Annotated in this window: 17 protein-coding genes and 2 pseudogenes; 17 read left to right on the top strand and 2 right to left on the bottom strand. The window is 42.3% G+C overall.

Features of this window, described 5'->3' with window-relative positions; genetic code table 11:
- The first annotated feature begins 185 nt into the window (after positions 1 to 185).
- The 5 genes from pepV (at position 186) to F9856_RS07430 (ending at position 4,255) form a co-directional block, all read left to right on the top strand.
- Positions 186 to 1,586, top strand: coding sequence for a dipeptidase PepV (gene pepV, locus F9856_RS07450; RefSeq protein ID WP_202106221.1), 1,401 nt, complete (start codon positions 186 to 188; stop codon positions 1,584 to 1,586).
- A gap of 202 nt (positions 1,587 to 1,788) precedes the next feature.
- Positions 1,789 to 2,247, top strand: coding sequence for a GNAT family N-acetyltransferase (locus tag F9856_RS07445; protein ID WP_202106220.1), 459 nt, complete (start codon positions 1,789 to 1,791; stop codon positions 2,245 to 2,247).
- Positions 2,234 to 2,812, top strand: coding sequence for a uracil-DNA glycosylase family protein (locus tag F9856_RS07440; protein WP_202106219.1), 579 nt, complete (start codon positions 2,234 to 2,236; stop codon positions 2,810 to 2,812). Before F9856_RS07445 ends, F9856_RS07440 begins: the two co-directional genes overlap by 14 nt.
- A 57-nt stretch (positions 2,813 to 2,869) precedes the next feature.
- Positions 2,870 to 3,655: a TPM domain-containing protein gene (locus F9856_RS07435; RefSeq protein WP_202106218.1), complete on the top strand. Its 786-nt coding sequence runs from the start codon at positions 2,870 to 2,872 to the stop codon at positions 3,653 to 3,655.
- Between the two features lie 18 nt (positions 3,656 to 3,673).
- A complete protein-coding gene (locus tag F9856_RS07430; protein ID WP_202106217.1) occupies positions 3,674 to 4,255 on the top strand; it encodes a LemA family protein in 582 nt (193 codons plus the stop codon).
- A gap of 31 nt (positions 4,256 to 4,286) precedes the next feature.
- Here F9856_RS07430 and F9856_RS07425 read toward each other — a convergent pair whose 3' ends face one another.
- Positions 4,287 to 5,363, bottom strand: a complete 1,077-nt coding sequence (locus F9856_RS07425) for a hypothetical protein (protein ID WP_202106216.1) — start codon at positions 5,361 to 5,363, stop codon at positions 4,287 to 4,289.
- 112 nt (positions 5,364 to 5,475) lie between these two features.
- Positions 5,476 to 6,849, bottom strand: coding sequence for a tRNA uridine-5-carboxymethylaminomethyl(34) synthesis GTPase MnmE (mnmE, locus tag F9856_RS07420; protein ID WP_202106215.1), 1,374 nt, complete (start codon positions 6,847 to 6,849; stop codon positions 5,476 to 5,478).
- A gap of 124 nt (positions 6,850 to 6,973) precedes the next feature.
- Here mnmE and F9856_RS07415 point away from each other — a divergent pair.
- From F9856_RS07415 to cps4B, 12 genes and pseudogenes are all read left to right on the top strand, one after another.
- Positions 6,974 to 7,516, top strand: a pseudogene (locus F9856_RS07415) (N-6 DNA methylase); the annotation flags it as partial.
- Positions 7,516 to 7,731, top strand: a pseudogene (locus F9856_RS07410) (type I restriction endonuclease); the annotation flags it as partial. The pseudogenes F9856_RS07415 and F9856_RS07410, both read left to right, overlap by 1 nt.
- 367 nt (positions 7,732 to 8,098) lie before the next feature.
- Positions 8,099 to 8,773 (top strand): ribose-5-phosphate isomerase RpiA, encoded by a 675-nt coding sequence (rpiA, locus tag F9856_RS07405; protein ID WP_172062883.1) that lies wholly within the window; start codon positions 8,099 to 8,101, stop codon positions 8,771 to 8,773.
- A gap of 327 nt (positions 8,774 to 9,100) precedes the next feature.
- Positions 9,101 to 10,312 (top strand): phosphopentomutase, encoded by a 1,212-nt coding sequence (locus F9856_RS07400; RefSeq protein WP_029176309.1) that lies wholly within the window; start codon positions 9,101 to 9,103, stop codon positions 10,310 to 10,312.
- Positions 10,312 to 10,668 carry an ArsC/Spx/MgsR family protein gene (locus F9856_RS07395; RefSeq protein WP_024399749.1) on the top strand — a complete coding sequence of 119 codons (357 nt, stop codon included), beginning with the start codon at positions 10,312 to 10,314 and terminating at the stop codon, positions 10,666 to 10,668. Before F9856_RS07400 ends, F9856_RS07395 begins: the two co-directional genes overlap by 1 nt.
- Positions 10,669 to 10,679: 11 nt before the next feature.
- Positions 10,680 to 11,489: a purine-nucleoside phosphorylase gene (locus tag F9856_RS07390; RefSeq protein ID WP_029175266.1), complete on the top strand. Its 810-nt coding sequence runs from the start codon at positions 10,680 to 10,682 to the stop codon at positions 11,487 to 11,489.
- 32 nt (positions 11,490 to 11,521) lie between these two features.
- Positions 11,522 to 12,235 carry a purine-nucleoside phosphorylase gene (gene deoD, locus F9856_RS07385; RefSeq protein ID WP_202106214.1) on the top strand — a complete coding sequence of 238 codons (714 nt, stop codon included), beginning with the start codon at positions 11,522 to 11,524 and terminating at the stop codon, positions 12,233 to 12,235.
- 139 nt (positions 12,236 to 12,374) lie between these two features.
- A complete protein-coding gene (gene glgP, locus F9856_RS07380; RefSeq protein ID WP_202106213.1) occupies positions 12,375 to 14,642 on the top strand; it encodes a glycogen/starch/alpha-glucan family phosphorylase in 2,268 nt (755 codons plus the stop codon).
- Positions 14,643 to 15,657: 1,015 nt separating this feature from the next.
- Positions 15,658 to 17,103, top strand: a complete 1,446-nt coding sequence (locus tag F9856_RS07375; RefSeq protein WP_202106212.1) for an LCP family protein — start codon at positions 15,658 to 15,660, stop codon at positions 17,101 to 17,103.
- A gap of 15 nt (positions 17,104 to 17,118) precedes the next feature.
- Entirely contained in the window at positions 17,119 to 17,808 is a 690-nt protein-coding gene (locus F9856_RS07370) for a YveK family protein (RefSeq protein WP_024397777.1), read from the top strand.
- Between the two features lie 9 nt (positions 17,809 to 17,817).
- Positions 17,818 to 18,504: a tyrosine-protein kinase gene (locus tag F9856_RS07365; protein WP_202106211.1), complete on the top strand. Its 687-nt coding sequence runs from the start codon at positions 17,818 to 17,820 to the stop codon at positions 18,502 to 18,504.
- A 37-nt stretch (positions 18,505 to 18,541) separates the two neighbouring features.
- Entirely contained in the window at positions 18,542 to 19,273 is a 732-nt protein-coding gene (gene cps4B, locus F9856_RS07360; RefSeq protein WP_202106210.1) for a capsular polysaccharide biosynthesis protein Cps4B, read from the top strand.

The following is a 19,273-nucleotide window of genomic DNA, read 5'->3' as shown; positions in this document are numbered from 1 at the left end:
CTTTTTTTCTTCGCTTTACTTCTGAAATCTCTTTCATTTTATGATAAAATAGACTTACTTTGATATAGTCTTTTGGTTTACTTTTAGAACTAGGCAACGAGCCGCAGGCATAACTGGAGTTAGGCAAGGTGAGTTAACGAAGTAATAAAAGATAAACCAAATGACGATACTGAAAAGGAGAAAATATGACAGTTAATTTTAGAGCAGAGTTTGACAAACGCAAAGATGAGTTTCTAGCGGACCTCTTTGACCTCCTCCGCATCAATTCTGAGCGTGACGATAGCCAGGCAGATGCCCAGCATCCATTTGGACCTGGTCCAGTACGTGCCTTGGACAAGTTTCTAGAAATTGCTCAGCGTGATGGTTATCCGACTAAAAATGTCGATAACTACGCAGGTCACTTTGAATTTGGCGAGGGCGATGAAGTCCTTGGTATCTTCGGGCACTTGGATGTGGTGCCAGCGGGAAGTGGCTGGAACACCGACCCATACGAGCCACAAATCATTGACGGCAAGCTCTTTGCCCGCGGATCCTCTGACGACAAGGGACCGACCATGGCTTGCTACTACGGCTTGAAAATCATCAAGGAGTTGGGCCTTCCGACCTCTAAAAAAGTCCGTTTCATCGTCGGTACCGATGAAGAGTCAGGCTGGGCGGACATGGATTACTACTTTGAGCATGTCGGTCTCCCATTACCAGATTTCGGATTTTCTCCAGACGCTGAGTTCCCGATTATCAACGGCGAAAAAGGCAACATCACAGCTTACTTGCATTTTGCGGGGGAAAATAGCGGAGCTGCTAAACTGCATTCCTTCACAGGCGGCCTGCGTGAGAATATGGTGCCTGAATCTGCGACAGCTATTATCTCTGGCGACCTTGCAGATTTGGACAGCAAGTTGGCAGATTTCACAGCAGCCTATGGCCTAAAAGCTGACGCGGAAACCCTTGAAAACGGTCAAGTTCAAGTCACCATCATCGGAAAATCAGCCCACGGTTCAACCCCAGAAGAAGGTGTCAACGGAGCAACCTATTTGGCAAAATTCCTCAGCCAATTCGCCTTTGACGGAGCAGCTAAAACCTATCTTGACTTGGCAGGACAAGTCCTTCTGGAAGACCATGACGCTAAAAAACTCGGCGTAGCCATCTACGATGAGCAAATGGGAGCTCTTTCTATGAACGCTGGTGTCTTTAAGTTTGATGAAACCTCATCTGATAACACCATCGCCCTCAACTTCCGTTATCCAAAAAATACCAACCCTGAAACCATCAAGGCTGGTTTGGAAAAACTGGGCGTGGAAGCTGTTAGCCTGTCTGAGCATGGCCATACCCCACATTACTGCCCAATCGATGACCCAATGGTCGCAACCCTCTTGTCTGTTTATGAAAAACACACAGGCTTGAAAGGTCACGAACAAGTGATCGGTGGTGGAACATTTGGACGCTTGCTCAAACGTGGCGTTGCCTACGGAGCCATGTTCCCAGGCGATATCAACACCATGCACCAAGCCAACGAATTTATCGAAGTTGAGCAACTCTACCGCGCAGCTGCCATTTACGCAGAAGCTATCTATGAATTAATCAAATAATACGAACCCATATTTACAGTACAGCACTTTTGTCTAAGGCTAGTTTTTCAGCTCCTCATCGTTAGTTTTTTTCAAAATACAGTCAGTATTCCCTCAAAAAACTGCCTTGATGAGTGAAAAACTATCTCTTATATCAAAGTACTTTACTTGTGAATACAGGTTCTTATCAAGACGGGGATGCCCGTCTTTTTTAGGAGGAAGAATGAAACTGAAAGAACTTTGTTTTTCAGACATGGAAATGGTTAAAGAATTATTTTTATCTGTTTTCAGCCAAGAACCTTGGAATGATGATTGGTCAGATGAGGAACAATTAGACCGCTACATAGGCGATTTACTGGCACATCCAAGAGCACTCAGTTTTGGCTTGTTTGACCAGGAAAAATTGCTAGGTCTATCACTTGGTTACATTCGCTATTGGTATGAGGGGACCGAATACCGAATTGAAGAGTTCTGCATTTCCCGTGATTACCAAGGACGAGGAATTGGTAAGGACTTTCTAAAAAGAATTGAGGAGCAGCTGGTCGAGAGAAAGATTGTGCATATTCTCCTGCAAACCGAACGTACTCTTCCAGCCTATTCTTTCTACAAAAAATGCGGTTTCCGAGCCTTAGAAGAAGATGTGACCATGGTTAAGAAAGTAGGACATCATGGAACTTGCTGATATTCGTCAAGCTATCATTGAGGATGTTGCTAACCGAGACTTTACGAATAAGGGAATAGCTCCCCTTTTCCAAGCCCCTTCGACCGCAAAAATTCTCATTATTGGACAGGCGCCGGGATTAAAAACACAAGAAAAAGGTCGCCTCTTTGATGATGCCAGTGGAGAGAATCTGCGGAAATGGTTGGGCGTGGATCGACAGACTTTTTATGAATCGGGTCATTTTGCTATTCTTCCTATGGATTTCTATTATCCAGGAAAAGGGAAGTCTGGGGATTTGCCGCCTCGCAAGGATTTTGCGCCCAAATGGCACCCGCTTATTCTGGACCAACTGCCAAAGCTTGAGTTGACCATATTGGTAGGCAATTATGCTCAAACTTATTATTTGGAAAAATCCCAAAGGAACCTGACGGAGAGAGTGAAGCGTGCAGATGATTACCTTCCCACCTTTTTTCCTTTGCCCCATCCATCACCTAGAAACAATATCTGGCAGGCAAAGAATCCTTGGTTTCAAGCGGAAATCATTCCAAATTTACAAAAAATACTTATGCAAATACTTGAAAAATAAGGTAAAAATGATACAATAATATAAAAGATAACGTTTTCTTCCTTCAGGAGGTGCTTTATGAAAAAGTATTTGTATTATTTATTGGGTTTCTTGCTTTTATTGTTCAGCCTAGGTCAGCCTAGTCTGGTAGGAGCTGAGGGAATTCCAGCCCGTCCAATTGATACGACGGTGGTTGATGAAACCCAGCTTCTTTCCAGTGAAACCATTGCCAACATTGACCAGCTCAATCAGACCTGGGCAGCAAGTGAGCAGCAGTTACAGGTTGGGGTCTATGTGACGGAAAGTCTTTCTACTGATATTGAAAGTCTAGCTAACGCAACTTTCCGTGACTGGCAGGTTGGCTTTGCAGGAACGGACAACGGAGTTCTTTTAGTGGTTGCCATAGCTGACAGAGCATTTCGGATAGAAACCTCTGACAATGCTGCAACGGTGTTGACAGATGTGGAAGCCAAGGACATTCTAGATAATGCTAGAGAATTTTTCCGTCAGGAAGACTATGATGGCGGAGTGACCTACATTGTCCAATCCATCGGAGATCGCTTCTACGGGACTAGTCTGGGTCAGGAACAGCTGGCTGCCATGGAAGAAAGGACCAGTGAGGAAAGTGATAGTTTTGTATTGTTTTTAATTCTAATACTAATCTTCATAATTTTTGGAATTATTGATAAGGCTAGCCGTGGTCGTGGTGGTGGTCCAGGAAATCTGCTCTGGATGCTGGTAGATGACCACCATCATTACCACAATAACCATTCCTCCCATTCTTCATCTTCTTCATCATCCTATGGTGGAGGGGGCTGGTCTGGTGGCGGTGGTGGAGGCGGTGGAGCCTCATCTGGTTGGTAAGAAAAGAAAGGAAAGTCTATGAAAAAGAAATGGTTAGCCATACTCATCCCGATTCTAGCTCTGCTATTTTTAGGAATGGGTGCAGTCGGTCAATACAATGGGCTGGTCGATAGCCATGCAGAAGTGGAAAATGCCCAGGCCAATGTGGATACCCAGCTCCAACGGCGCTATGACCTGATACCGAATGTCGTGGCAGCAGTCAAGGGAGCCATGGAGCATGAGGAAGAGATTTTCACTGCCATTGCAGATGCGCGTGCGAAAATCGGCTCTAGCCAAGTGGGAACCAGCGACTACAATCAAGCACAAAGTCAGCTGGATACGGCTGTTTCTCGCTTGCTGATGGTGGCGGAAAACTATCCCCAACTGACAGCCAATCAACAGGTATCTGACCTCATTACCGAGCTAGAGGGGACTGAAAATCGGATTTTGGTTGCCCGCAAGGATTATAATGCGGTGGCAACAGCCTACAATAAAAAAATCAAACGATTCCCGACGTCCATCTACGCCAACCTATTTGGCTATGAAAAAGTAGAGCTCTTCCAGGCAACAAATGATGCTGCGACAACAGTTCCAAGTGTGGATTTACAAGATAACGAATAAAGAACTCGGCTCCCTGAGCCGAGTTCTTATTTTATGGATTGATCCAAACACCAGAAACGTAGTCATCTGACAGTGTGGTCTGGCTGATAATGTTTTTAGCCTCCATATCATAGATAAGGAGTTGATTTGCCAAAATTATCATTAAGCGCTTGTCATCGATTTGACGGATATGGTCGATGTAGTGGGGACGGGGATTTAAGTCCTTCAAAGTATGGTAGGATTGCTCGCCAGTTTGGGTATTGTAAATAGTAAAGGAAAGTGGGCTAAACATGCCATTTTGATACTCGATGAGGAGAAGCTTCTGGTCTTTGAGAGCATGTAGTGTACTTGGTGAGGGGTGTTCTAAAGTTACTGACGAAAATGTTTTTGTTTTTGTATCAAAGGTTAGGAGTTCGGATGACTGTTCAATGTCAGTATACTCACTTGTTTTTTTCCCTAAATTTGGGAGATAGATGGTTCCATTGACCAAAAGCCCCTCTCCTGTGGCAATGGTATTGTCGTACTTGAATACCTCTTGTTTTGAAAAATCTTTCTTATCAAAAACCACTAAGACATTTTCCTCGGGTCCTTCTTGGGTAAAATCTTTCACAAAACCAGTTAAATAGACTGACGTTTGGTCTGCCATGACTGGAGCATTTGGTATGAAGTCGTCATTGAGGACAAGCGTCTGAATGGATTCAAACTGCTTATCAAATTGCGTAAGCGTATGATAAGCACCAGCTGTATAGAAATGGTTTCCATCTGTACCACTGATCGAGGTACTATGTTTGCTAGGCTTTCGCAAGACAGTGCCAGTATTGAAATCGATGGATATCAGATTGTCGTTAATGAATTTTTGCTGATCGTTGGCAAAGACTAGATATCGATTGTCTATGACATAATTTTCACCAGAGCCAAAATAGCCTTCGGAATTCATCTTTTGGGTATGAAGTAGAACAGGTTCTTGACCAATTAGCTGAAAGGATTCTACCTTACCGGGATAAACCAAGTAGAAATCAGCTTTCTCTGTTAATTGAATCTTATTGTGCTGGTAGGCGTAGAGTTTCCAGCCAATAAAGGGAAAAACTAGACAGGACAGAAGTGTAATACAGATGATGATTTTTTTCATGGAAAGACCTCCTCTCTATATTTTAGTATATCTTAAAGTGTATATATTGTCAAGAATTTATGTGTTGATATATCAAAAAAATCATACAAGTTTTCTTGCATGATATGTGATACTATTTTCCAAGGCAGAACTGGCTAAAGAGTTGAGTTATGAGTTCATCTGGAGCTGCATCTCCTGTGATTTCTCCTAATATCTGCCAACAACGGGTCAGGTCAACCTGCAACAAGTCTACTGGCATGCCCATTTCCAGTCCGTCATTGACAGCTTGTAGGCTTTGGACGGCTTGCTCAATCAGGGAAATGTGGCGGGAATTGGAGAGGTAGGTGGCATCTTGCTCTACCAGACCAGCATTTTCAAAGAAGAGCTGGTTGATTTTTTCTTCGATTTGGTCGATGTTCTGGTTTTGCAAGACGGAAATGCGGATGACATCCTCAGGCAGTTGGTCTGCCTCAATCTGTTCTTCTAGGTCGGTCTTGTTGAGCAGGACGATACGGTTGGCCATATCTGAAATGGCTAGGAGATTACGGTCTTGCTCGGTCAGGGGCTCAGATGCGTTGAGGACTAGCAGGATCAGGTCGGCTTCCTCAAGGGCTTTTTTAGACCGTTCCACACCGATTTTTTCAACGATGTCATCTGTTTCACGGATGCCAGCGGTATCAATCAGCTTGAGGGGGACGCCTTTGATGTTGACGTATTCTTCGATAACGTCGCGGGTTGTTCCAGCGATATCTGTAACGATGGCTTTTTCCTCGCGGAGAAGATTATTGAGTAGGCTGGATTTTCCCACATTTGGACGACCGATAATAGCGGTTGCGATGCCTTCACGCAGGATTTTTCCACGGCGGGCAGTACGGAGGAGATTTTCCAAAAGCGCTTGGAACTGGAGAGTTTTCTCGCGGACCAGCTCTGTCGTCGCCTCCTCGACGTCGTCGTACTCAGGGTAGTCGATGTTGACCTCGACCTGTGCCAGCGTGTTGAGAATCTCCTGGCGCGTGTCGTTGATGAGCTGGGAGAGGGAGCCGTCAAGCTGGCGGACGGCATTGTGCATGGCCTTGTCAGTCTTGGCACGGATGACATCCATGACGGCCTCGGCCTGGGTCAAATCCACACGGCCGTTGAGAAAGGCCCGCTTGGTAAATTCGCCCGGCTCAGCCATTCGAGCACCCTGGCGAATCAGGAGTTGGAGGATTTCGTTGGTAACGGCGATGCCTCCGTGGGTGTTAATCTCGATGACATCTTCGCGCGTGAAGGTCTTTGGTGAACGCATGGCTCCGATCATAACCTCGTCCAGAATCTGATTGGTTGCGGGGTCGATGATATGGCCGTAGTTGAGGCTGTGACTGGGCACAGTCGCCAAATCCTTACCTTTGAAAACTTTGCTGGCAATGGCAAAGGCATCCGTCCCAGACAGGCGGACAATCCCAATAGCTCCCTCACCGAGAGGGGTGGAAATAGCGGTAATGGTGTCGAATTCTTTGGTAATCATATATCTTTCTTTCTAAAATCGTCTTATCTATTAGTGTATCATGGAATGATGAAAAAAGCACAAATGAGGGATGGGGATTAATATATTTAGGGTAAGTTTGAGGATTACTTTATTATAATATTGTATCATGTATCGACTTAAAGAAAATGGTCGAGTTGGTGTCATTCTACCAGATGGATTCCTCTTTGGTGAAGGAGCAAAAATACGACTAAAGCAGAAATTGGTTGAGGAGTTTAATCTTCACACTATAATTCGCTTACCACATAGTGTATTTGCTCCATATACAGGAATCCATACGAATATTCTCTTTTTTGATAAGACGAAAAAAACAGAAGAAACTTGGTTTTACAGATTGGATATGCCAGATGGCTATAAAAATTTCTCTAAAACTAAACCAATGAGAAATGATCACTTTAATCCAGTTCGTGAATGGTGGAAAAATCGCCAAGAGATTTTAGAAGGGAATTTCTACAAATCTAAATCGTTTACACCAGATGAGTTAGCTAGTTTAAACTATAATTTTGATCAATGCGGTTTTCCAAAGAAAGAGGAAGAAATTTTAGAGCCACTTGATCTTATCCAAAACTATCAGCAAGAACGAGCTATCCTAAATAAAAAAATAGATACTATTTTGGCGGAAATTTTAGAAATTTTGGAGGAGAAATAATGACTCCTGAACAACTGAAAGTAAGTATCTTGCAAAGAGCGATGGAGGGTAAGCTTGTTCCGCAAGACCCAAATGATGAGCCTGCAAGTGAACTTTTGAAACGTATAAAGGAAGAGAAAGAGAAGTTGATTTCGGAAGGAAAAGTCAAGCGAGATAAAAAGGAAACAGAGTTTTTTCGTGGTGATGATGGGAAACCTTATGAGAAGTTAGCTGAATGTTTTTCGTATTGCATTACCTTGTTCGTAGACTTTATAGGTGTTCTGTCCCTTGGGAACAAACATTGATTTTGGTATTGAACTTCCAAAAGGTCCTCGTTTTATAGAACCATTTTCTAAGGTACAAATATATGGAAAATAAACTACTGCCCATCCATCTGGAATATTTTTTTCAAATTCTTTAACTGTCCCATCAGCTAACTTCTCATAAGGTTTCCTACATCCCTAAGTTGATAACAAATATATTTGAGTAAATAAAAATTTTTTAGGATTTGAGACATTATTTTTTGACTTTCTATTCCCCCTTGTCCCTCCCCCTTTTCCATGCTATACTATATGTAATCGTTTTACTTCAAAGGAGACAAAGATGACAAATCTTAAAGAGCAGGTTGGGATTAAGGCGGCGGAGTTTGTGACGGACGGGATGATTGTTGGGCTGGGAACTGGTTCGACGGCCTACTATTTCGTGCAGGAGATTGGCCGCCGGGTTGCAGAAGAAGGGCTACAGATCACAGGCGTAACGACCTCTCATGCAACGGCTGAGCATGCTGCGTCCCTTGGGATTCCCCTAAAAAACATCGACGAAGTCGAATATGTGGACTTGACGGTGGATGGAGCAGATGAGGTTGATGGAGACTTCAATGGGATTAAAGGCGGTGGCGCAGCGCTTCTCATGGAGAAAGTGGTAGCAGTCAATAGCAAGGACTGCATCTGGATTGTCGATGAGTCCAAGGTGGTAGATACCCTAGGAGCCTTCAAGTTGCCGGTGGAAGTCGTGCAGTACGGTGCGGAAAATCTTTTCCGACTATTTGAGAAAAAAGGGTATCGTCCAAGTTTTCGTATGCGTAATGGAGAAAAACATATCACGGATATGCAGAACTTTATCATTGACCTTGATTTGCGCAGAATAGAAGACACATATGCCTTGGCGGAAGAATTGGATCGGACCGTCGGTGTTGTAGAACACGGTCTCTTTATTGGATTGATTTCCAAGGTAATTGTTGGTACACAAGAAGGACCGAACATCATCGAAAAGAAATAAATTGAAACCGCTTCTCATTTTGGTACAATGAGAAGCTTTTTTATGGTATAATGAAAACACGAACGTTTAGACTCTTCAAAAATCTATCCCCTTACCTCGTAGCAGTCAGATGATAGGTACTGAAAAAGCGATAGCTGAACAGCAGTCGGTGAAGCGAGTAACAGTATCTAGTGTTGATAGTTAGGAAGTTTGATGCCGAGAGCTTTGACTGTATAAGTATTGCACCCCATTAAAATGTTTAGATGTGGTAACGATAATTTCCAGTCTAGCAACTTGGTTGGACGTTGATTTTGGTTGAATCTAACTATTCAAATAAAGGAGACAATTATGCCTAAATTTAAACGTGTTCACTTGGTAGTTATGGACTCTGTCGGAATCGGCGCAGCACCAGACTCAGATAAATTTTTCAATGCGGGTGTAGCAGATACAGAATCTGACACTCTCGGCCACATTTCTGAAAAAGCTGGGCTTGAGGTGCCTAATATGACCAAGATTGGTCTTGGAAATATCCCTCGAGATACAGCGCTTGCGACAGTTCCTGCTGAAAGCCATCCAACTGGTTACGTGACCAAGTTGGAAGAAGTATCGCTCGGAAAAGATACTATGACAGGCCACTGGGAAATCATGGGTCTCAATATTACTGAGCCATTTGATACATTCTGGGATGGTTTCCCTGAAGAGATTTTGACAAAAATCGAAGAATTCTCAGGTCGTAAAATCATCCGCGAAGCAAACAAGCCGTATTCAGGTACAGCTGTCATTGATGACTTCGGCCCTCGCCAAATGGAAACCGGGGAGTTAATCGTCTATACCTCCGCAGACCCTGTACTTCAGATTGCAGCCCACGAAGATATTATTCCACTTGATGAGTTGTATCGTATCTGTGAATACGCTCGTTCCATTACGCTTGAACGCCCAGCTCTTCTAGGCCGTATCATCGCCCGTCCTTACGTTGGTGAGCCAGGCAATTTCTCACGAACTGCCAACCGTCACGACTATGCAGTATCACCGTTTGAAGCAACAGTACTCAACAAACTAGCAGATGCGGGTGTACCAACTTACTCAGTTGGTAAAATCAGTGATATTTTCAATGGTTCAGGTATTACAAATGATATGGGTCACACCAAGTCCAACATGCACGGTGTCGATGTGTTGATTGATACTCTGAAGTTATCAGACTTCGAAGAAGGTTTCTCCTTCACAAACTTAGTTGACTTTGATGCTGTGTATGGTCACCGTCGCAATATCGAAGGCTACCGCGATTGTTTGCAAGAGTTTGATGCACGTATTCCAGAGATTATTGACAATATGCGTGAAGATGACCTGCTCTTGATTACTGCTGACCACGGCAATGATCCATCCTATGCTGGAACAGATCACACACGCGAATATGTGCCTCTCTTGGCTTATAGCAAGTCATTCAAGGGAAGTGGAGTATTGCCAGTAGGCCATTTTGCGGACATTTCAGCAACCGTTGCGGAAAACTTCGGAGTGGACACAGCCATGATTGGTGAAAGCTTCTTATCACAGTTGGTTTAATGGAGAAGCTAACGGTCTATTACAATCCTGACTGTAGCAAGTGTAAAAAATTAAGAATATTGCTGTCCAGTCAGGATATGGAAGTCAAGTGGGTTAATTATTTGGAAACGCCATTAAGGGGAGCTGAATTGACAGCTCTCTTGGAAAAAATGGGCAGTCAACCTTCAGCAGTTACTCGATTGAAGGAGGAAGAACGACTAGCCTTGTCAGAAGAAGAAATCTTTGAGCGTTTAGTTAAAGAGCCTGCTCTTCTCAACCGTCCCATTATCGAGCGAGAACAGACGGCCTTTCTCTGTCGTCCGCTTGAAATCATTAAAGAAAAAATGCCAGAATATGACTGGTCGGATTATTTATAAAAGGAGAAAATATGAGTTTACTTGCAAAAATCAATGAAACAAAAACGTTCTTGGAAGAAAAAGGAATGATTAAACCTGAATTCGGTTTGATTTTGGGTTCTGGCTTGGGTGAATTGGCCCAAGAAGTTGAAAATGCCATTGTCATTGACTATGCAGACATTCCAAACTGGGGCAAGTCAACAGTTGTAGGTCACGCTGGGAAGTTGGTGTACGGTGATTTGGCAGGTCGCAAGGTTTTAGCTCTTCAAGGTCGTTTCCATTTCTACGAAGGAAATCCGATGGAAGTCGTGACTTTCCCAGTCCGTGTCATGAAAGCTCTTGGTTGTGAAGGCGTGATTGTTACTAATGCCGCAGGTGGTATCGGCTACGGTCCAGGTACCCTTATGGCCATTACAGACCACATCAACATGACTGGCCAAAATCCATTGATTGGCGAAAACTTGGAAGAATTTGGTCCACGTTTCCCAGATATGTCCAATGCCTACACTAAAGAATACCGTGAAAAAGCCCATGCCGTTGCGGAAAAATTGGGTATCAAGTTGGACGATGGTGTCTATCTCGGTGTGACAGGCCCTACCTATGAAACACCTGCTGAAATCTTGGCCTTCAAGACTATGGGTGCCCACGCAGTCGGTATGTCAACAGTACCAGAAGTTATCGTGGCAGCTCACTCAGGCATGAAAGTCTTGGGTATTTCTGCTATCACAAACTTTGCGGCAGGTTTCCAATCTGAACTCAATCACGAAGAAGTTGTAGAAGTAACCGAGCAAATCAAGGGCAATTTCAAGGGCTTGGTGAAAGCTATCTTGGCTGAGTTGTAAGCATTCAAAAATAGAACAAAGAGGTACATTACATGTCTATTCATATTTCTGCAAAACCTGGTGAAATCGCTGATAAGATTTTGCTTCCTGGTGATCCGCTTCGTGCTAAATTTATCGCTGAAAACTTCCTTGAAGATGCCGTTTGCTTCAACGAAGTTCGCAATATGTTCGGCTACACAGGTACCTACAAGGGTCATCGTGTCTCTGTCATGGGAACAGGTATGGGAATGCCATCTATCTCTATCTACGCCCACGAGCTTATCAATGACTACGGCGTGAAGAAGCTTATCCGTGTAGGAACTGCCGGTTCGCTCAACAAGGATGTCCATGTTCGTGAATTGGTTTTGGCGCAAGCAGCCGCAACCAACTCTAAAATGATGAACATTGATTGGCCAGAATATGACCTGCCACAGATTGCTAGCTTTAATCTCTTGGACAAGGCCTATCACATTGCCAAAGACCTGAATCTGACGACTCATGTCGGTAATGTCTTGTCTTCAGACAGTTTCTACTCACCAAAACTTTTCAGCCGCAACTTGGAACTTGGTCAAATTGGTGTCAAGGCAGTCGAAATGGAAGCAGCTGCACTTTATTACCTAGGTGCTAAGTTTGGCGTTCAAACGCTTGCCATTATGACGATTTCAGATAGCTTGGTTAATCCAGAGGAAGACACCACAGCAGAAGAGCGTCAAAATACTTTCACGGATATGATGAAAGTTGGTTTGGAAACTCTGATTGCAGAATAAAAAAATAGGCAAACTATTTATGCAATTTTGTATAATAGCTTGTCTTTTTTTTATAAATAGGGTATAATTTAGAAAACGTTTACAAAGAAAGAGTGAAATCTTTCTGAATGATTACATTAATATATCTAGGAGAGCCCTCATGATTAATTTACAAAATTTTGTTCAGTCTATGTATGCCAAACGCATTGAAGATTGTACAGACCAAGAACTCTATTACGCCTTGCTTGCTTTTACAAAACAGCAGAGTGAAGCTAAGTATACAAATGACCAAAAGAAAAAGGTCTACTATATTTCAGCAGAGTTCTTAATTGGTAAACTCTTGTCTAATAATTTAATTAACCTTGGTCTTTATGATGAGGTTAAAAGCCAGTTGGTGGCGGCTGGTAAGGATTTGATTGCTATTGAAGACATGGAGCTTGAACCGTCTCTTGGTAATGGAGGTTTGGGGCGCTTGGCTGCCTGCTTCCTTGATTCAATTGCTAGTTTAGGTCTTAACGGTGATGGGGTCGGCTTGAATTATCACTTTGGTCTTTTCCGCCAGTTGTTTGAATATCATCAGCAGTCAGCTGCGCCAAACGAGTGGATTACACCACGTTCATGGTTAACAGAGTCACCGATTTCTTACCAAGTGCCATTTGCTAACTTTACCTTGACTTCTAAGTTGTACGATATCGATGTGCCTGGTTATAAAATGGAACGCAAGAATCGCTTGCGCTTGTTTGACCTTGGTTCTGTGGATGACAATATCATTTACGATGGAATTGAATTTGATAAGGAAGATATTTTCCGAAACTTGACTCTCTTCCTCTATCCAGATGATTCGACCGATGAAGGAAAAGTTCTCCGCATCTTCCAGCAGTATTTTATGGTGTCTAACGCTGCGCAACTATTGATTGATGAGGCGATTGCAAAAGGTTCAAATCTCCATGACTTACCAGACTACGCAGTGGTTCAAATCAACGATACTCACCCATCACTTGTTATTCCAGAATTGATTCGTTTGTTGGAACTTCGTGGCATTTCATTTGATGAGGCAGTTGAAATTGTTAAGAAAATGACAGCCTATACTAACCACACTATTTTGTCAGAAGCTCTTGAAAAATGGCCGCTTGACTTCTTGAATCGTGTGGTTCCTCACTTAGTACCATTTATCGAGGAATTGGATCGTCGTGCCAAAGAAGTGAAGGATGATCCTGCTGTCAATATCATCGATGAACATGACCGTGTTCACATGGCCCACATGGATATTCATTATGGTTATTCTATCAATGGGGTGGCGGCACTCCATACCGAGATTTTGAAAACATCTGAGTTGAAAGCCTTCTACGAGCTTTACCCTGAGAAGTTTAACAACAAGACAAACGGCATCACCTTCCGCCGCTGGCTCATGCATGCTAATCCAAGTTTGGCAAGTTACCTAGATGGCTTGCTTGGAGATGGCTATCATCACGATGCTAGCGAGTTGGAAAAACTTTTAGAATACAAGAATGATAAGGAACTGAAATCTTGGTTGGAAAAAAACAAGCAACACAACAAGCGTAAATTACAACGTCATATTGCTAAAACTCAAGGTGTTGAAGTTAATCCAGAGTCCATCTTTGACGTGCAAATCAAGCGTATGCACGAATACAAGCGTCAACAAATGAATGTCCTTTATGTCATTCACAAGTATTTGGACATCAAGGCTGGGAATATCCCCGCGCGTCCATTGACTGTCTTCTTTGGTGGAAAGGCAGCTCCAGCCTACACAACTGCCCAAGACATCATTCATTTGATTTTGGTATTGTCACAGGTGATTAAAAATGATCCTGATGTGGCACCACATTTGCAGTTGGTCATGATTGAAAACTACAACGTAACGGAAGCCAGCTTCATCATCCCAGCGGCAGACATTTCTGAGCAAATTTCTCTTGCATCTAAAGAAGCTTCTGGTACTGGTAACATGAAATTCATGCTCAACGGTGCCTTGACTATTGGTACAGATGACGGTGCCAACGTGGAAATTCATGAATTGGTCGGCGATGAAAATATCTACATCTTCGGTCAAGATAGCCAGACTGTTATCGACCACTATGCAAATGGAACTTACCATCCATATTCCTTCTACGAACGTGAAGCTATCCGTCCATTGATCGATTTCATCACTTCTGATACCATTCGTCATGCTGGTGGTATTGATGAACGCCTATGGCGCTTGCAGGATAACCTCAAGCACAATGACCACTTCATGACCTTGCTTGATTTGGAAGATTATATCTCGACTAAAGAGCAGATGTTAGCAGACTACGAAGATCGCGACAGCTGGTTGGAAAAAGTCATCGTCAACATTGCTAAAGCAGGATTCTTTTCATCAGACCGTACGATTCAACAGTACAACGAAGATATCTGGCATTTGGAAGCGAAATAGAAACTGGGAGCGGGAAAGAACTCGACTGGTCAAAGAAAGAGTTCGTCAACAAGTCTTTATTTCTAGTTGTTGAGCTGAAACAGTCTATTCCCAGACATCAATTTATGTGAGCTGACTGCCGTCAGCTTATATCTCCCACTTTAAAAGGTCTCCCAGACCTTTTAAACTCCCACACCCGTATAGCTCAAACTGTCTGGGGGACAGTTTGAGGTTGGAAATAGAGCGAACAGAGTTCGCTACAAAACTGTCTGGGGGACAGTTTGAGGTTGGAAATAGAGCGAACAGAGTTCGCTACAAAACTGTCTGGGGGACAGTTGGAGGTTGGAGATATAGCGAACAGAGTTCGCTACAAAACTGTCTGGGGGACAGTTTGAGGTTGGAGATATAGCGAACGAAGTTCGCAACAGTCGTTAAGTCAGAGTAGTGACTGTTGGAGGTTGGAAATGAAGCGAACTCTGTTCGCAACAGTCGTAATGGTCAGATTTGGAGTGTAAAACACGAATTGCTGAGATTTTCGAAGCAAATCCTATCTCCAACCTTCTTCCTCGCTTTCATGCTTCGAGGCTCAGGCTGAAACAGTTCCCCGAACTGTTTCACTCCACTGGACTGTTAAACCCAATCAACCACTGCGCTGAGATGTTGACACGAACCCTGAGAAGCGAGGTTGGGCTTTTTGCCCATCCTCTTTATGTTCTGACTTTAAAAGTATGAGTTGTTTTGGATTGTACTAGGAGATTTCCAAGGGCTAACTAATACTGTTCAAAAAACAAAAACTAACCTATAATAGATTTATGAATGTAGCGTTACAATAGGACTTTGAAAACTTTCCGAGAGAAACTTGACACAAACCCATTGGACCATTCTATTGCAAATGAAGAGATTTTTTAGTATACTATGAGTGGCTCATGTGGACTAACCTCCTGTATGTTTCATCACTTACAGTATAGTCCATTTGCTCTTTTTATTATATTTTGAAATGAACTAGCATAACGGGTAAGTAATAGAAAGGTTATTTATGAAAAATAGAAGTGGTCGTAAGAAGTCTTCAAGGTTAAAGATTTTAAATTACGCATTATGGATACTATATGTCGTTGTCCTTGGATTGACTTTGTTTACCATGTATCGATTTAATATCTTAAATTTTAGATATATAAATCATATTCTAACAGTTCTATCAATCGGGATTGTACTTATTACAGCTTGGCTGATTGGACGGAAAAAGGCGCGTGTCTTAACAACAGTTATACTGGCATTATCGTTAATCGTAGCATCACTTGGTGCCTATGGTATGAACGAAGTCGTTAAGTTTTCGAGCCGTTTGAACTCGAATTCCGTATTTACAGAGTATGAGATGAGCGTCATCGTGCCAGCCAACAGTGACATTACTGACATCAGTCAACTGTCTTCTGTATTAGCACCGTCAGATTATGATCAGGATAATATAACTGCCTTGCTGGATGATATCGCTAAGATGAAGTCTGTTCAATTGACTACCAGTCCGACTAGTTCATATTTGACAGCCTACCAGTCATTAATCAATGGTGAGAGCCAAGCGATGGTAATGAATGGAGTCTTTACCAATATCTTAGAAAGTGAAGACCCAGAATTTTCGTCAAAAGTTAGAAAACTTTATAGCTATAAAATCACTAAAACTGTTGAAACAGCAGTAGGACAAGCGAGCGGAGATAGTTTTAATATTTACATTAGTGGTATTGATACCTATGGGCCGATTTCATCTGTTTCGCGTTCAGATGTCAATATCATTATGACAGTCAATCGTGCTACCCATAAGATATTGTTGACAACGACACCACGAGATTCTTATGTAGCTATTGCAGATGGTGGACAAAATCAATATGACAAATTAACGCATGCTGGTATCTACGGTGTAAATGCCTCTGTCCATACCTTAGAAAATCTCTATGGGATTGACATTAGCAATTATGTGCGGCTGAATTTCACTTCCTTCCTTCAATTAATCGACTTGGTGGGTGGAATTGATGTATATAACGACCAAGAATTTACAAGTTTACATGGGGATTACTATTTCCCTGTAGGACAAGTTCATTTAAACTCAGACCAAGCATTAGGCTTCGTTCGAGAGCGCTACTCTTTAACAGGGGGTGACAATGACCGTGGTAAGAACCAGGAAAAAGTGATTGCTGCCTTGATTAAAAAGATGAGTGCGCCAGAGAATCTAAAAAATTATCAGGCAATCCTATCTGGTTTGGAAGGATCTATCCAAACAGATTTGAGCTTGGAAACGATTATGAGTTTAGTGAATACCCAACTAGAATCAGGTACACAATTTACAGTCGAATCACAAGCATTGACAGGTACCGGTCGCAACGATTTACCGTCGTTTGCTATGCCAGGTTCACAACTATATATGATGGAAATTAACCAAGATAGTCTGGAGCAAGCAAAGGCAGCGATTCAGTCAGTATTGGATGGAAATTAAAAAATAGGAGAGATTATGTATAATCAGGAAGTAAATGCAACCGAAATTGATGTGTTATCACTTTTAAAAACCTTATGGAGCAAGAAATTCCTTATTATTATCACAGCTCTTTTTGGAGCGGGGATTGCTTTCGTCTATAGTAGTTTTTTAGTTACCCCTCAATTTGACTCCACTACACGGATTTATGTAGTCAGTCAAAATGTTGAGGCGGGAGCTGGTTTGACAAACCAAGAACTTCAGGCTGGGACCTACCTCGTTAAGGACTATAAAGAAATCATTCTATCACAAGATGTGCTATCACGTGTAAAAACTGAGCTAGGATTGGTCGAGGATATATCAGATAAAATAACTGTCAACATCCCAGTAGATACACGCATCGTTTCGATCACAGTCCGTGATGCAGATCCAAATGTGTCAGCTCGGATTGCAAATAGCTTGCGAACAGTGGCTGCACAGAAAATAATAGATGTTACTAAAGTGAGCGATGTGACAACACTAGAAGAAGCGGTGCCAGCTGAACAACCATCTACACCAAATACCAAACGGAATATTGCAATTGGTATGTTGGCAGGTACTATGTTAGCCGTTGGCTTTGTATTAATCGTAGATATATTAGATGATCGAGTGAAGCGACCACAAGATATTGAAGAAGTAATGGGCTTGACCTTGCTTGGTGTAGTACCAGATTTTAAGAAATTGAAATAGGAGTGAACTATGGCAACGTTAGAAATTGCGCGTACAAAAAGAGAGATAGTAAATAAAACCGAGGAGTATTTCAATGCCATCCGTACCAACATTCAGCTTAGCGGAGCGGATATTAAGGTTGTTGGCATTACCTCTGTTCAGTCAAATGAAGGTAAGAGTACAACTGCGGCTAGTCTCGCTATTGCCTATGCTCGTTCAGGTTATAAGACCGTTTTGGTGGATGCAGATATCCGAAATTCAGTCATGTCTGGTTTCTTCAAGCCAATTACAAAGATTACAGGCTTGACGGATTACCTAGCAGGGACAACAGACTTGTCTCAGGGATTATGCGATACAGATATTCCAAACTTGACCGTCATTGAGTCAGGAAAGGTTTCACCTAACCCTACTGCCCTTTTACAAAGTAAGAATTTTGAAAATTTACTTGCGACTCTTCGTCGCTATTATGATTATGTTATCGTTGACTGTCCACCATTAGGACTGGTAATTGATGCAGCTATCATTGCACAGAAATGTGATGCGATGGTGCTTGTAGCAGAAGCAGGCAATGTTAAGCGCTCATCTTTGAAAAAAGTAAAAGAGCAGTTGGATCAAACAGGCACACCGTTCTTAGGCGTTATCTTGAACAAATATGATATTGCCACTGAGAAGTATGGTGAGTACGGAAACTACGGAAATTACGGCAAAAAAGCCTAATTTCTCAATAACATAAGTTTGATAAGTAGGTATTAGTATGATTGATATTCATTCGCATATCATATTTGGTGTGGATGATGGTCCCCAGACTATAGAGGAGAGTTTGGCATTGATTGGTCATGCTCATGGTCAAGGTGTTCGAATGATAGTAGCTACCTCCCATAGACGAAAAGGAATGTTTGAAACACCAGAGAAGGTCATTATGGCAAATTTCTTGATACTTAAGGAAAAGGTGAAAGAAATATACCCTCAACTGACCCTCTGTTACGGTGGAGAAATCTACTATAGGAAAGATAGTTTAAGTAAACTTGAAAGAAAGAGATTTCCTACACTTAATGGTAGTCGCTATGTTTTACTGGAATTTAGTATGAATACTCCATGGAAGGACATTCAAGAAGGGGTAAACGAGGTCATGTTGCTTGGTTTAACACCAGTTTTAGCCCATATTGAAAGATATGATGCTTTAGCTTTCAATGCTGATAGAGTTAATGAACTCATTGAGAAGGGATGCATGACACAGGTTAATAGCAGTCATGTCTTGAAGCAGGGATTACTTGGTGATCGTGCAAAGGAATTTAAGAAAAGAGTACAATTTTTCCTGGAACAAAATCTAGTTCACTGTGTGGCAAGTGATATGCATAATACTACGACAAGACCTCCGTTTATGAAGGAAGCATATCAGCTTGTAAAAAAAGAGTATGGCGGGGATAGAGCAAATGCTTTATTTACGAAAAATCCTCTAATGATTTTGAAAAATCAAGTACAGTAA

This window comes from Streptococcus suis, from assembly GCF_016743335.1.
In the GTDB taxonomy this organism is placed as follows: Bacteria; Bacillota; Bacilli; order Lactobacillales; family Streptococcaceae; genus Streptococcus; species Streptococcus suis_Y.
The sequence above is the reverse complement of the archived record's forward strand: the minus strand, read 5'-3'. Positions and strand labels throughout refer to the sequence as shown.

What these genes read in the sequence shown, in the direction of transcription:
- pepV (WP_202106221.1), top strand. Translation starts at nt 186, where the DNA reads ATGACAGTTAATTTTAGAGCAGAGTTTGACAAACGCAAAGATGAGTTT.
- F9856_RS07445 (WP_202106220.1), top strand. Translation starts at nt 1,789, where the DNA reads ATGAAACTGAAAGAACTTTGTTTTTCAGACATGGAAATGGTTAAAGAA.
- F9856_RS07440 (WP_202106219.1), top strand. Translation starts at nt 2,234, where the DNA reads ATGGAACTTGCTGATATTCGTCAAGCTATCATTGAGGATGTTGCTAAC.
- F9856_RS07435 (WP_202106218.1), top strand. Translation starts at nt 2,870, where the DNA reads ATGAAAAAGTATTTGTATTATTTATTGGGTTTCTTGCTTTTATTGTTC.
- F9856_RS07430 (WP_202106217.1), top strand. Translation starts at nt 3,674, where the DNA reads ATGAAAAAGAAATGGTTAGCCATACTCATCCCGATTCTAGCTCTGCTA.
- F9856_RS07425 (WP_202106216.1), bottom strand. Translation starts at nt 5,363, where the DNA reads ATGAAAAAAATCATCATCTGTATTACACTTCTGTCCTGTCTAGTTTTT.
- mnmE (WP_202106215.1), bottom strand. Translation starts at nt 6,849, where the DNA reads ATGATTACCAAAGAATTCGACACCATTACCGCTATTTCCACCCCTCTC.
- rpiA (WP_172062883.1), top strand. Translation starts at nt 8,099, where the DNA reads ATGACAAATCTTAAAGAGCAGGTTGGGATTAAGGCGGCGGAGTTTGTG.
- F9856_RS07400 (WP_029176309.1), top strand. Translation starts at nt 9,101, where the DNA reads ATGCCTAAATTTAAACGTGTTCACTTGGTAGTTATGGACTCTGTCGGA.
- F9856_RS07395 (WP_024399749.1), top strand. Translation starts at nt 10,312, where the DNA reads ATGGAGAAGCTAACGGTCTATTACAATCCTGACTGTAGCAAGTGTAAA.
- F9856_RS07390 (WP_029175266.1), top strand. Translation starts at nt 10,680, where the DNA reads ATGAGTTTACTTGCAAAAATCAATGAAACAAAAACGTTCTTGGAAGAA.
- deoD (WP_202106214.1), top strand. Translation starts at nt 11,522, where the DNA reads ATGTCTATTCATATTTCTGCAAAACCTGGTGAAATCGCTGATAAGATT.
- glgP (WP_202106213.1), top strand. Translation starts at nt 12,375, where the DNA reads ATGATTAATTTACAAAATTTTGTTCAGTCTATGTATGCCAAACGCATT.
- F9856_RS07375 (WP_202106212.1), top strand. Translation starts at nt 15,658, where the DNA reads ATGAAAAATAGAAGTGGTCGTAAGAAGTCTTCAAGGTTAAAGATTTTA.
- F9856_RS07370 (WP_024397777.1), top strand. Translation starts at nt 17,119, where the DNA reads ATGTATAATCAGGAAGTAAATGCAACCGAAATTGATGTGTTATCACTT.
- F9856_RS07365 (WP_202106211.1), top strand. Translation starts at nt 17,818, where the DNA reads ATGGCAACGTTAGAAATTGCGCGTACAAAAAGAGAGATAGTAAATAAA.
- cps4B (WP_202106210.1), top strand. Translation starts at nt 18,542, where the DNA reads ATGATTGATATTCATTCGCATATCATATTTGGTGTGGATGATGGTCCC.